Annotated in this window: 11 protein-coding genes; 5 read left to right on the plus strand and 6 right to left on the minus strand. The window is 65.2% G+C overall.

All coding sequences use genetic code 11. The annotated features are described in order from the left end of the window. Window positions 1-3: 3 nt before the first annotated feature. Entirely contained in the window at window positions 4-786 is a 783-nt protein-coding gene (locus tag XH83_RS25380) for an enoyl-CoA hydratase/isomerase family protein (RefSeq protein WP_194403429.1), read from the minus strand. A gap of 168 nt (window positions 787-954) precedes the next feature. On the opposite strand from XH83_RS25380, the gene XH83_RS25385 reads away from it, so the two are divergent. Then, the gene (locus tag XH83_RS25385; protein WP_194403430.1) at window positions 955-2,349 is read left to right on the plus strand and encodes a caspase family protein; all 1,395 of its coding nucleotides are present in this window, start codon (window positions 955-957) and stop codon (window positions 2,347-2,349) included. Here XH83_RS25385 and XH83_RS25390 read toward each other — a convergent pair. Beyond that, the gene (locus XH83_RS25390) at window positions 2,346-4,436 is read right to left on the minus strand and encodes a molybdopterin oxidoreductase family protein (protein WP_194403431.1); all 2,091 of its coding nucleotides are present in this window, start codon (window positions 4,434-4,436) and stop codon (window positions 2,346-2,348) included. The two genes, XH83_RS25385 and XH83_RS25390, sit on opposite strands and share 4 nt — an antisense overlap. 234 nt (window positions 4,437-4,670) lie before the next feature. Between XH83_RS25390 and XH83_RS25395 the strand changes: the two genes are divergently transcribed. The 4 genes from XH83_RS25395 to XH83_RS25410 are packed head-to-tail and all read left to right on the plus strand — an operon-like array spanning window position 4,671 to window position 8,955. Further along, the gene (locus XH83_RS25395) at window positions 4,671-5,645 is read left to right on the plus strand and encodes a tripartite tricarboxylate transporter substrate binding protein (protein ID WP_194403432.1); all 975 of its coding nucleotides are present in this window, start codon (window positions 4,671-4,673) and stop codon (window positions 5,643-5,645) included. A gap of 15 nt (window positions 5,646-5,660) precedes the next feature. Next, a complete protein-coding gene (locus XH83_RS25400) occupies window positions 5,661-6,131 on the plus strand; it encodes a (2Fe-2S)-binding protein (protein ID WP_194403433.1) in 471 nt (156 codons plus the stop codon). Window positions 6,132-6,133: 2 nt separating this feature from the next. Beyond that, window positions 6,134-8,260: a molybdopterin cofactor-binding domain-containing protein gene (locus tag XH83_RS25405; protein WP_194408397.1), complete on the plus strand. Its 2,127-nt coding sequence runs from the start codon at window positions 6,134-6,136 to the stop codon at window positions 8,258-8,260. After that, the gene (locus XH83_RS25410; protein WP_194403434.1) at window positions 8,257-8,955 is read left to right on the plus strand and encodes a substrate-binding domain-containing protein; all 699 of its coding nucleotides are present in this window, start codon (window positions 8,257-8,259) and stop codon (window positions 8,953-8,955) included. The genes XH83_RS25405 and XH83_RS25410 overlap by 4 nt, the downstream gene beginning before the upstream one ends. A gap of 8 nt (window positions 8,956-8,963) precedes the next feature. Here the strand turns inward: XH83_RS25410 and XH83_RS25415 are convergent, their stop codons facing one another. The 4 genes from XH83_RS25415 to XH83_RS25430 all read right to left on the minus strand — a co-directional run bounded on the left by XH83_RS25415 (window position 8,964) and on the right by XH83_RS25430 (window position 12,665). Then, window positions 8,964-9,770, minus strand: a complete 807-nt coding sequence (locus XH83_RS25415; protein WP_194403435.1) for an SDR family NAD(P)-dependent oxidoreductase — start codon at window positions 9,768-9,770, stop codon at window positions 8,964-8,966. Between the two features lie 22 nt (window positions 9,771-9,792). Continuing rightward, window positions 9,793-11,085 carry a TRAP transporter large permease gene (locus tag XH83_RS25420; RefSeq protein ID WP_194403436.1) on the minus strand — a complete coding sequence of 431 codons (1,293 nt, stop codon included), beginning with the start codon at window positions 11,083-11,085 and terminating at the stop codon, window positions 9,793-9,795. Beyond that, window positions 11,076-11,627, minus strand: a complete 552-nt coding sequence (locus XH83_RS25425) for a TRAP transporter small permease (RefSeq protein ID WP_194403437.1) — start codon at window positions 11,625-11,627, stop codon at window positions 11,076-11,078. Before XH83_RS25425 ends, XH83_RS25420 begins: the two co-directional genes overlap by 10 nt. Before the next feature lie 66 nt (window positions 11,628-11,693). Further along, window positions 11,694-12,665, minus strand: a complete 972-nt coding sequence (locus XH83_RS25430) for a TRAP transporter substrate-binding protein (protein WP_194403438.1) — start codon at window positions 12,663-12,665, stop codon at window positions 11,694-11,696. Window positions 12,666-12,678 lie beyond the last annotated feature (13 nt).

Here is a 12,678-nt window from a genome sequence, read left to right on the forward strand (position 1 = left end):
CCCTCACCGTCCCGTCCAGACCGGCTTCCGCTTCTCGCTGAACGCCTTCAGGCCTTCCTTGGCGTCCTCGGTCATCGCGAGCAGCGCGATCTGGCTTTCGGTGTAGGCGATGCTCTCGTCGAACGACATCGAGGCGATGGCGCGCATGGCGTATTTGCCGCGGCGGATCGCGGTCGGCGATTTGTCGACGATACGGCCGATCAGCCAGTCGACCTTGGCATTGAGCTCGGCCGTGGGCACGACGTAATTGAGGAGACCGGCAGCCTGCGCCGCCTTGGCGTCGAACGGCTCGCCGGTGAGCGCCCATTCGTTGACGAGGCGCGGCGGTGCGATCGACTGCAGCAGGCTCAGCACCTGCATCGGGAACACACCGACCTTGACCTCCGGCAGGCCGAACACGACGTGATCGGCCGCAACCGCCATGTCGGTCATGCAGAGCAGGCCCATGCCGCCGGCCATGCAGACCCCGCCGACCCGCGCGATCGCGGGCTTGGTGGCGTTCTGTGACAAACGTAACAGATCGGCATAGTCGACATTTGGTTTGGAATGGTCCATCGCGAAAGCGGCGCCGGAATTCTGCAGATCGGCGCCCGCGCAGAACGCCTTGTCGCCCGCGCCCGTCAGCACGATGACGCGGACGTCCTTGTCGTCATGCGCGTCGCGATAGCCCTTGGTGATGCCGGCGATGACCTCGCCGTTCAATGCGTTGCGTTTTTCCGGCCGGTTGATGGTGATCCAGAACGCCGGCCCGCGCTTCTCGGTGACGATTGCCGTGGTGTCGGTCATGGTCCGCTCGCTTCCTTGCCTTCCGTTTTGCAGCCATTTGCGGCAGGACGGGCGGCGCGCGCAAGGGCAATCTGCAACGCTGTGTCACCATAGCGTGTGGGCGCAAATTCGCTTGGCGATTGAATTACGGGTGACGGCCGCTATCCTGACTGGAGATTTTGATCACCAATGAGCCATTTCATGCGCGCCGCGATGATGTTGTTGCTGGCAGGACTGCTCGCATCGGGCGCAGGCTCCGCAAGCCGCGCCGCTGATGCCGCGAAACTCGCGCTGGTGATCGGCAATGCGAAATATCCCGACAACGAGTTCGTGCTGAACGACGTCGCCAACGACGCCCAGGACGTCGCTGAAGAATTGAAGCGCGAGGGCTTCGTCGTCGACCGGCAGAGCAATCTCACCGGCGACACCATGCGGCAGGTGCTGGATCGCTTCTACGCGCGCATCGAACGCGGCGCGGTGGCGCTGGTCTTCTTCGACGGCTTTGCTATCCAATCCAACCGGCAGACCTATTTGCTTCCCGTCGACGCGCAGATCTGGACCGAGCCTGACGTGGCGCGCGACGGCTTCAGCCTCGATGCCATGCTCGCCGAGATGAACACGCGCGGCGCCGCGATCAAGATCGCGCTGATCGACGCCTCGCGCCGCAACCCGTTCGAGCGGCGCTTCCGCCGTTATTCGGCGGGCCTTGCGCCGGCCATCGCTCCGAGCAATTCGCTCGTGCTCTACTCCGCCGCGCTCGGCGCGGTCGCGGCCGGCGGCAAGACCGATCACGGCCTGTTCGTCGCCGAGCTGCTTCGCGAGATGCGCGCGCCGAACATCAGCGCCGAGCAGGCCCTGACCAACACCAAGAACGGCGTGGTCGCCGCGACCAAGCGGGAACAGGTGCCCTGGCTGTCGTCCTCGCTGACCACGGAATTCTCGTTCGCAGGCTCGGTGCCCCGGCCGTCCGACAACAAGGCCGATCCGGCCGCGACGAAGCCCGAGCCTCAGAAACCTGAGCCGCAGAAGCCGGTCTGCGAAGCGCCCCAGGCAGAGCGTCCCTCGAGCGCCGACGATCTCGCCAGGGATCCGGTCATCGCCGATCTCAGTCGCAAGATCGCGGCGAACGCAAATGACATCGTCTCGCGCTACAAGCGCGGCCAGGTCTATGCGATCAAGCGCGCCTATGCGCTCGCCACGCAGGATTTCGACCTTGTGATCCGCAGGAATCCCGGAGATGCCGAGGCGCTCAACAATCGCTGCTGGACGCGCGCTGCAACCGGCGACCTGCAGGGCGCGCTCGGCGACTGCAATCTGGCGCTGCAGATCAATCCCGGATTGAGCGATGCGCTCGACAGCCGCGGGCTCGTCAACCTCAAGCTCGGCCGGACCAACGAGGCGATCAAGGACTACACCGACGCGATCCAGCGCAACCCGCGCTCGTCATCGTCGCTGTTCGGCCGGGGCATCGCCGCCCGCAAGAGCGGCGGTGACGGCGCCACCGATCTCGCCCAAGCGAAGTCCATGAACCCGAACATTGCGAAGGAGTTCGCAGGCTACGGCGTCACGGAGTGCGTGCCCTAAACCGTCCTGGCCTTCCTGATCCAGACCTTGTTGTCATGGAATGCGGCCCCGCCGATCGGCGCGACGGTTTCGGCTCCCGTCAGCATGTTGATGCCGCGGCCGCCGATATGGTTCTTGTTGGGGTGAACGGACTCCGCGATCAGCACGCCGCGCCGCACGCCGTCGAACAGCGTCGCGATCAGCGTGGTTTCGCCGCGGGTGTTGCCCAGCGTCACCGCATCGCCATCGGCAATGTCGAGCGCGGCGGCATCCAGGGGATGGATCATCACGCTCGCCTTGCCTTCGCGTTCCTGCGAGGACGGCGTCTCGTTGAAGGTGGTGTTGAGGAAGCTGCGCGAGGGGCTGGTCGCGAGCCGGAACGGGTGAGCCTGATCAATTTGCTCGATCACCGCCCAATGATCCGGCAAGGACGGCATCTTGTCGACATCGCCCATCGTCACGCCGAACGGCGGATGCGCCCAATCGGCCCTGAAATGGAATTTCCCGTCGACATGGGCGAAGCCGTCGAGATAGTGGGATGTGCGGAAGTCCGGTTGCAGGTCGCGCCAGATGTCGGCTTCGAGGCCGCCGATGTCGCCGTGATTGCTCAGCTTCAACGTCGCATCGATCAATTCGCGCGGCGTCATCTCGAAACCCGGGTGCTTTGCGCCAAGCCGCGGCGCGAGCCCCTGCAGGACCTCGTGGTTGGAACGGCATTCGCCGGGCGCATCGATCAGCTTCGGCCCGACCGAGATGTGCTGGTGGCCACCGCCGTAATAGAGGTCGTCATGTTCCATGAACATGGTCGCGGGCAGCACGATGTCGGCCATCTCGGCCGTCTCGGTCATGAACTGCTCGTGCACGGCGACGAACAGATCCTCGCGCGCAAAGCCCTGCCGCACCAGCGCCTGCTCCGGCGCCACCGTCATCGGATTAGTGTTCTGGATCAGCATCGCCTTGACCGGCCCCTTGCCGTGCAAGGCCTCGGCATCGCCGGTGAGGATACGGCCGATCTTCGACTGGTCGAGCGCGCGAATGCCCGGGTCGATGGCGTCGTGGCCCTCGATGATGGATTCGTTGAAATGCCACAGCGCGTAATTGTTGAAGAAGGCGCCGCCGCCTTCATATTGCCAGGCGCCCGTCACCGCGGGAATGCAATTGGCCGCGTGCATCTGGGTGGCACCATTGCGGCTGCGCGTAAAACCGTAGCCAAAGCGGAAGAAGGTGCGCTTGGTCTCGCCCACCGCTTTCGCGAAGGCTTCGATCTCCGCCACCGGCACGCCGCAAATCGCGGACGCCCATTCCGGTGTGCGCGTCTTCAGATGCGCCTCGAGCTCGGCAGGGCAGTCGGTGTATTTGTCCATATAGGCGCGGTCGGCATGGCCGTCGCGGAACAGGACATGCATGACGCCGCAGGCAAACGCGCCGTCGGTGCCGGGCCGCAGGATGATCTTGATGTCAGCCTGCTTCATGGTGTCGTTGTCGTAGATGTCGACCGCCGCGATTCTGGCGCCGCGCTCCTTGCGCGCACGGGAGGCGTGCGTCATCACGTTGACCTGGGTGTTGACGGGATTGGTGCCCCAGATCACGACGAGATCGGACTGCGCCATCTCGCGCGGATCGGCGCCGGCGATCTTGCCGGTGCCAATGGCGAAGCCGATGCGCGCAACGTTGGCACAGATGGTCTGATAGAAGCGCGAATATCTCTTTACGTGCGTGAGGCGGTTGAGCCCGTCGCGCATCACAAGACCCATCGTGCCGGCGTAGTAATAGGGCCAGATCGATTCCGCGCCGAACTCGCGCTCGGCCGCGTTGAAGCGATGCCCGATCTCGTCCAGCGCCTCGTCCCAGGAAATCCGCGCGAACTGCCCGGAGCCCTTCGGACCCGTGCGGCGCATCGGGTACGTCACCCGCTCGGGGTGATGGATGCGCTCGGCATAGCGCGCGACCTTGGCGCAAACGACGCCGGCCGTGTAGGTCTGCTTTTTCGAACCGCGGACACGGCCGATGCTGCGGCTCTCGACCACCTCGACATCGAGGGCACAGGCCGACGGGCAATCGTGCGGACAGGTCGAATGGCGGATTTCGATTTTGGCGTGCTGGTTCATGACCCAATTCGTAACACCAAAATACCGGCCAGCCGAGGGCATTTATCCGGCAGCGCCCATGCGATTTGCTCAAGCCGCACGGGCCGGCAGTTCCTGCTGCGACCGCGAAAAGCGGCGCAGCCACACCGAAAGCCGCCGGATATTCCCCTCCCGATTGGCCCTGTAAGGCGTCGACAGTTCGCATTCCCCGCCGCTAGAGTGCCGGGCAACAAGAACGACATCAGGGAGGTGGGCATGGTTGCCCGAAGCTTCATGCTGGCGTTGGCTGCCGGCCTGCTCGCCGTCGTCCCGACTGCCCCCTCATTCGCCCAGGATTATCCCACCCGCGCGGTCCGGATCGTCGTGCCATTCGGTGCCGGCGGGCCGGCTGACGTCGCGGCTCGGCTGATCGGCAATGTGCTGCAGGAGAGCTTCGGCCAGCCCTTCGTGGTCGAGAACCGCACGGGCGCCGGCGGCGTCATCGGCACGATCGAGGCGGCGAAGTCGCCGGCCGACGGCTACACGCTGCTGATGATGTCCAACACCCAGACCGCCAATGAATCGCTGCTGACGCCGGACAAGCGCAAATACGAATTGATGCGCGACCTCGCGCCGATCGCGCCGGTGAACTATTCCGATCTCGTCATCGTGGTGAACCCGCAAGTTCCGGCAAAGACGCTGGCCGAGTTCATCGCACTCGCCAAGGCGCAACCGGGCAAGCTGAACTACGCCTCCTCCGGGCAGGGCACGCCCTACCATATGGCCGGCGAGCTGTTCAAAGCCATGGCCGGCATCGACGTCGTCCATGTGCCCTATCGCAACAGCGGTGAGGCCCGCAGCGGCGTGATCGGCGGACAGGTTCAGATGATGATCGACGCGGTGCCGGCGATGGCGCCGAACGTCGCCGAGAACCAGGTGCGCGCGCTCGCCACCACGGGCAAGCAACGCTCGGCCGTGCTGCCGAATGTGCCGACCGCGATCGAAGCGGGCGTTCCCGGCTATGAGGCGACGATCTGGCTCGGCCTGATGGCACCGGCGGGCACGCCGAAGCCCATCATCGACAAGGTCAATGCAGCCGTTGCCGCGATGGTGAAGCGGCCGGACATCGTAAAGCTCTGGACGGAACAAGGCGCCGTGCCCATGTCGATGACACCCGAGCAGTTCGACAAATTCCTGCGCGGCGACATCGAGAAATGGGCCGACGTGGTCAAGAAATTCGACAAGTCCTGAGGCCTCAGAGCGATCATGCCGACCATTCAATTCCGCCTCAACGGTGCGGCGACGGCCGTCGATGCCGACCCCGACCAGACTCTGCTCGATGTGCTGCGCAGCCGGCTCGGCCTCACCAGTGCGCATTTCGGCTGCGGCGCTGGCGAGTGTGGCGCCTGTTACGTGATGGTCGGCGATCGCGCGATGGCCTCCTGCGACATGCCGTTGTGGTCGGTCGCGGACAAGGATGTCGTCACGGTAGAGGGCCTCGGCACGGCAGAGCAACCACAGCCGCTGCAGCGCGCCTTCATCTCCGAACAGGCAATGCAGTGCGGCTATTGCGTATCCGGAATTCTGATCAGCGCGGCTGCGCTCCTGAAACGCAATCCGTCCCCGACGGAGGCCGAGGTCAGAGCCGCACTAGATCGCAATCTGTGCCGGTGCGGATCGCACAACCGCATGGTCCGCGCCGTGCTGCGTGCGGCGGCGGAGATGGCGGCGTCATGAGCATGCCATCTCCTGCCCCGAAACTGCCGGTCAGCCTCGCGGCCAATCCAAAATTATCGTCATGGGTGCGATTCACCGATGACGGCCGTGTGGCGATCTCGCCCGGCAAGGTCGAGATCGGTCAAGGCATCGTCACGGCGCTGGCGCAGATCGCGGCGGACGAGCTCGACGTCGATATCGGCAGGATCGAGATGATCCGCGCCTCGACGACAAGCAGCCCGAATGAAGGCGTCACCTCGGGCAGTCTATCAATCCAGCAATCCGGCCGCGCGCTCCGCCATATCTGCGCCGAGGTGCGCCAGCGCTTCCTTCGCGCGGCATCCGAACGTCTCGGCGTGGAGGCGTCGCAGCTCGATGTCGATGACGGCACCATCTCGGGACCGGGCAACGTCAGAACAAGCTATTGGGAACTGGCTGGCGATGTCTCGCTCGACCACAACGCCACCGCCGACTCGACAGCGAAGAGCATTGCCAAGCGCGTTGTCGCCGGGCATTCGGTCCAGCGCATCGACATTCCCGACAAGGTGTTCGCGCGGCCGCGCTTCATCCACGACCTCGCACTGCCGGGACTGGCGCACGGTCGCGTGCTGCGGCCGGAGATGTCGGGCGTCAAATTGGCCGCACTCGACGAGACCGCTGTGCGCGCGATCCCCGGCCGCGTTGCGATCGTCCGTGACGGCGGCTTTGCCGGCGTGGTCGCCGACACCGAGGCGGCGGCGGAAACGGCGCTCAAGGCCTTGCGCAAGGGCGCGAAATGGTCCGCGGGCGAGCCGCTGCCCGATGAAGACGATCTCGCGGGCTTCCTGAGGAGCCAGCCGGTCGAGACCACCGTCATCGACAGCAGGGGGGTGGAATCGGCCCGCAAGCCCGCCCAGATGCTCCGCCGGCAATATACCCGCCCTTACATCGCACATGCTTCGATCGCGCCCTCCTGTGCCGTGGCGCAATGGGACGGTGACCGCGTCCATGTCTGGACGCACAGCCAGGGTGTCTATCTGCTCCGCGCCGACCTCGCGATCGTGCTCAAGCTGCCGGCCGAGAGCATCATCGTCGAACACATGGAGGGCGCCGGCTGTTACGGACACAACGCCGCCGATGACGTCGCGCTCGATGCCGTGTTGCTGGCGAAAGCGGCCGATGGCCGCCCGGTGCGGGTGCAGTGGTCGCGCCACGACGAGATGTCCCACGCGCCGTTTGGTGCGGCGATGGCCATCGAGGTCGAGGCCGATCTCGACGCCGACAGCGAGATCTCTGGCTGGCGCCATACGATCTGGAGCAACGGCCATGCGGCGCGGCCAGGACGCGCGGCGCAGCCGGCACTGCTTGCGGCGAGCGAGATCACAAATCCCTACCCGCGCATGATCTCGACCAACCCGCCGGCGGCCAATGGCGGCGGCGCCGACCGCAACTCCGTTCCGCTCTATGATTTTCCCGGCTGGACGATCACCAGCCACCGGCTGCTGACCATGCCGGTGCGGACCTCGGCGCTGCGGACGCTGGGCGGACAAGGCAACGTCTTCGCCATCGAGTCCCTGCTCGACGAGATCGCCGCCTTGCGCAGCGAAGATCCGATCGCTTTTCGCTTGCGGCATCTGCGCGACGAACGGGCGCGCGATGTCATCAGCGCCGCGGCGCGCCGTGCCGGTTGGAAGCCGCAAAAACGACCCGGCATTGGTCACGGCGTCGGCTTTGCCCGCTACAAGAACATAGGTGCCTATTGCGCGGCGATTGCCGAGATCGAGGGCGCCGACAACATCCGCGTGAAGCGGCTGACGCTTGCCGTCGATGTCGGCGAGGCCGTCAATCCAGACGGCGTCATCAACCAGATCGAGGGGGGCGCAATCCAGGCCACCAGCTGGGTTTTGAAGGAGCGCGTCCGGTTCGACCGGACCCGCATCACCTCGACCTCCTGGACGGACTATCCGATCCTGACCTTCAGCGAAGTCCCGGCGGTGGACGTCGAGGTGATTCAGCGGCCGGAGATCGAGCCGGTCGGCGCCGGCGAAGCCGCGCACGGCCCGGTGACGGCGGCAATCGCCAATGCAGTTTACGATTGTCTCGGCGTGCGCGTGCGCGACCTGCCGATCACGCGCGACAGGATCATTGCAGCCATGGAGCGTGCATCTTGACGACACTGACCATCCTGAGCGGCGGCGCGGCGCAAGGCCTGGTGCGCGGCCTCGCCGAGGCCTTCAAGGCGCAGACCGGGTTCGGCATCGACGGCGAGTTCGGTGCGGTCGGCATCATGGCCGACAAGCTGCGCGCGGGAACGGCTGCCGATCTCGTAATCCTGACACAGGCTCTCCTTGCGAAACTTGCCGAGGAGAAGCTCGTTGTCCCCTCCTCGATCACGGATGTCGGCCGGGTCGAGACCGCCCTGGCAGTCCGCAGCCGCGATCCCAAGGTGACGGTAAGGACCGAAGCCGATTTGCGAGACGTGTTGCGCAGTGCCGACGCGATCTACGTCCCAGACACCAAGGCCTCGACCGCAGGGCAGCACGTTGCAAAAGTGCTGGACCGTTTGGGCATCGCCTATGAGGTCGCCTCGCGCCTCAAGATCTTTCCGAACGGCGCGACGGCGATGCGGGAACTAGCGAATTCGACTGCGTCGCGGCCGATTGGCTGCACACAGGCGACCGAGATCATCGCGACCGACGGCCTCGTGCTCTCGGGATCGCTGCCGCCGGGATCCGAGCTCGTGACGATGTACACCGCCGGCGTGGCCACGCGGGCCGCACATCCGACGGAGGCCGCCGCGCTGATCGCGCTGCTGACTGGCGCAGATCACAGAGAGCTGCGCCAGAGTGCGGGCTTCGTCGGCTAGACGGCCGCCTATTTGTGCAACTGGGTGAGACCGGTCGGCGGACCGTCGACGGCGGTCCAGCCGCCGTCCACGAACAGCGTGCTGCCGCTGACATAGCTCGCGGCGTCCGAAGCGAGATAGGCGACCGCGGTCGCGACCTCGTCGGCGCTGCTCCAGCGGTTGAACACGGTGTGGCCGGCATAGAGATTGTAGATGTCGGGCCGCTGCTTGAACGGACCGGTCAGCGCGGTCTCGGCGATGCTCGGCGCGATGGCGTTGACGCGGACGCCGGCATGGCCGACCTCGGAGGCGAAGCCCTTCACCAGGAGGCCGATCGCCGCCTTGGTCGAGCCGTAGACGCCGAGGCCCGGCTCGATGGTCACGGCGCGCACCGAGGAGCAGGCAATGATGCTGCCGCCCTTCTGCGCCACCATGATGCGGCCGAAGGCCTGGAAGAAGAAGACGGTGCCCTTGACGTTGAGGCTCAGGACGCGATCGAGATCCTCCTCGGTGTAGTCGAGGATGGTCTTGCGGATGTTGAGGCCGGGCGTCGTCACGGCGATGTCGAGCCGTGAAAACTTCTGCATCACCGTCTTGGCGAGCGCGTTGACGTCCGCGACGCTCGCGGCGTCGCAGCTCGCGGCTTCGGCCCAGCCGCCCTTGTCGCGAATGCCGGCGGCGGTTGCCTCTGCGGCGTCAAGCGCGCGATCGGCGCAGACGACACGGGCCCCGAGCCCGGCCAGCGCCTCAGCCGACGATTTGCCGATGCCTGATGCGGCGCCGAGCACCACGGCCGTCTTGCCGGTGAGATCGAAGAGCTTGCGATAGTCCGTCACTGATAGCTTCTCCCTGTAGCTGCTAGCCCTTGTAGCCCATCAGCAGGCGCGGCAGCCACAGCGAGAATGCGGGGACATAGGTCACAAACATCAGAGCTGCGATCAGCGCAGCGTAGAACGGCAGGATGGTGCGCATCACCGCGCCCACCGAGATGCCGCCGATGGCGCAGCCCACGAACTGCGTGGTTCCGACCGGGGGCGTGTTCAGCCCGAGGGCGCAGTTGATCAGCATCAGCATGCCGAACTGCACCGGATCCATGCCCGCCTTCATCGCGATCGGCAGGAAGATCGGCGTGCAGATCAGGATGGTCGCGGCCATGTCCATGAAGGTGCCGAGCACGAACAGGATGACGTTGATCAGCAGGAAGATGATCCAGGGCTGCGAGGACACCTTGCTCATCAGGTCGCCGGCAAAGTCGGCAACTTCATAGAGCCCCATCAGATACTGGAACATGGTGGAGACGCCGATCAGCAACAGCACCACGCCCGTCGTCTTCACAGCTTTGGCGGCGGCGCGCAGGAAGTTCGGCAGCGTCATGGTGCGATAGATGAAGAACGTCAGCAGGATGGTGTAGGTCACCGCCACGGCTGCGGATTCCGTCGCCGTGAAGACGCCCGACAGGATGCCCGCCAGGATGATGCCGACGATCAGCAGGCCCGGCAGCGCGGCCGCGAAGGAGCGGAACACTTCGGCCCAGCCGGGGAATTTGCCGGCGGGATAACCGCGCTTCACCGCGACCGCATAGGCGGCGGCCAGCATGCAAACCATCAGCACGAGCGCCGGCAAGAGGCCTGCGGCGATCAGCGCGCCGATCGAGACCTTGCCGCCGGCGGCCAGGGCATAAATGATCATGTTGTGACTGGTCGGCATCAAGGCCCCGACCAGCGAGGCATGGGTGGTGACGTTGACGGCGTAGTCGGTGTCGAACCCTTCCTTTTTCATCATGGGGATCATCACCGCGCCCATCGCCGACACGTCCGCCACGGGCGAGCCGGAGACGCCGCCGAACAGCGTGCAGGCGACGACGTTCGACATGCCGAGCCCGCCGCGGATGTGCCCGACGAGATTCTTGGCGAGCTGCACGATCTTGTCGGCGACGCCGCCATGCAGCATCAGCTCACCGCTGAAGACGAAGAACGGGATGGCCAGGAACGAGAAGATGTTCATCCCCGACATCATCTGCTGGAAGATGACGGCGACCGGCAGGCCCTCGTAGAGGATGGTGCAGATCGCCGAGAGGCCGATCGCGAAGGCGACGGGGACGCCGAGGATCAGGAAGCCGAAGAAGGTGGCGCCGAGGATGATCAGTTCCATGAGGGGACGACCTCTTCGCCGCGCAGGAGAGCAATGATGTGTTCGATGGAGAAGGAGACGATCAGGACGCCGGAGGCGATCAGCGGCACGTAGCGGATCACCTCAGGCAGTCCAAGATTGGGGATTTTTACGGTGCCGACCGACGCGCCGAGGATCCAGCCATTATAGGCCATCGCAATGCCGAACATGGCGACCAGCACGTGGATCACGATCTCGATCTTCTCGCGCGCATGATCCGGGAGCATCACCAGCAGACTGTCCATGCCGATGTGTCCGGCATCGCGCACGCCGACGGCGGCGCCGATCAACGTGACATAGAGGATCAGCACCAGCGCAAGGTTCTCGGTCCAGGTCGGGCTGGAATTGAGCACATAACGCCCGAACACCTGATAGAAAACGATGGTGACGATGACGAGCAGTCCCGTCACGGACAGATACATGCCGAGGCGCGCGACAGGTGCATTGATCCGTGACAGCAAGCCGGTCGACGGGCGTGCGGTGACCGCGTCATGCTCGTGATCTGCGACGTGTGGGTCCGTCATCCCGCGTCTCCCCTTGCGAGGGTCCGGCGTCACCCTCACGGCGACGCCGGACCCGCCCCGATGTTCTTACTTGGTGTCCTGGATACGCTTGACGAGGCCCTGCAGCTTCTCGTCGCCGGCGAACTTCTGGTACACCGGCTTCATCGCATCGACGAACTCCTGCTTGTTGGCGATCGTCACGACCTGAACGCCGGCCGCTTCGACGGTCTTGCGGGAGGCCTGCTCACGCTCGTCCCAGAGCTTGCGCATGACGGGCACGGATTCCTTGGCCGCCTTGCGGACCATGGCCTGGTCCTCCTTGCTCAGAGTGTCCCAGACCTTCTTCGACATCACGAGAACCTCGGGCGCGAGGGAGTGCTCCGTGATGTTGTAGAACTTGGCCGCCTCGAAATGGCGGGAGGACTCGTAGGACGGCCAGTTGTTCTCGGCCGCATCGACGAGGCCGGTCTTCAGCGCGGTATAGACCTCGCCATACGGCATCGGCGTCGGGTTGGCCCCCAGGCTCTGGATCATGCCGACCCACAAATCGGATTGCTGGACGCGAATCTTCAGGCCCTTGAGGTCGGCGAGCGATTTGACGGGTGCCTTGACGGTGTAGATGGACCGGGCGCCGCTGTCGTAATAGGCGAGCCCGACCAGGCCCGCGGGCTCCATGGCGGCCAGGATCTCATCGCCGATCGGCCCATCGAGCACGGTGCGCATGTGCTGGGTGTCGCGGAACACGAAGGGCAGGCACAGGGCGATGGTCTCGGGCACGAAATTGTTGAGCGGCGATGCGTTGATCCGCATCATGTCGAGCGCACCGATCTTGAGCTGCTCGATCGTGTCCTTCTCGGAGCCGAGGGCGCCGTTGGGAAACACCTTCACGCCGAGCTTGCCGCCGCTCGCCGTCGCGAGCTGCTTGCCCATGAACTTGACGGCTTCGACCGTCGGATAATCGGCGGGGTGGATGTCGGCGGAGCGGAAATCGCGCGCGGTCGCCAGGGGCGCTGAGACCGCCAGTGCGACGGCTGTGATGATACCGGTGAGTGTCTTCATCTGGGCTTCCTCC

The sequence above is a fragment of the Bradyrhizobium sp. CCBAU 53351 genome (assembly GCF_015291745.1).
Classification (GTDB): Bacteria; Pseudomonadota; Alphaproteobacteria; order Rhizobiales; family Xanthobacteraceae; genus Bradyrhizobium.

Bases quoted from the DNA above. Each gene is read 5' to 3' on its own strand.
- XH83_RS25380 (WP_194403429.1), bottom strand. From the start codon at position 786: ATGACCGACACCACGGCAATCGTCACCGAGAAGCGCGGGCCGGCGTTC.
- XH83_RS25385 (WP_194403430.1), top strand. From the start codon at position 955: ATGAGCCATTTCATGCGCGCCGCGATGATGTTGTTGCTGGCAGGACTG.
- XH83_RS25390 (WP_194403431.1), bottom strand. From the start codon at position 4,436: ATGAACCAGCACGCCAAAATCGAAATCCGCCATTCGACCTGTCCGCAC.
- XH83_RS25395 (WP_194403432.1), top strand. From the start codon at position 4,671: ATGGTTGCCCGAAGCTTCATGCTGGCGTTGGCTGCCGGCCTGCTCGCC.
- XH83_RS25400 (WP_194403433.1), top strand. From the start codon at position 5,661: ATGCCGACCATTCAATTCCGCCTCAACGGTGCGGCGACGGCCGTCGAT.
- XH83_RS25405 (WP_194408397.1), top strand. From the start codon at position 6,134: ATGCCATCTCCTGCCCCGAAACTGCCGGTCAGCCTCGCGGCCAATCCA.
- XH83_RS25420 (WP_194403436.1), bottom strand. From the start codon at position 11,085: ATGGAACTGATCATCCTCGGCGCCACCTTCTTCGGCTTCCTGATCCTC.
- XH83_RS25425 (WP_194403437.1), bottom strand. From the start codon at position 11,627: ATGACGGACCCACACGTCGCAGATCACGAGCATGACGCGGTCACCGCA.
- XH83_RS25430 (WP_194403438.1), bottom strand. From the start codon at position 12,665: ATGAAGACACTCACCGGTATCATCACAGCCGTCGCACTGGCGGTCTCA.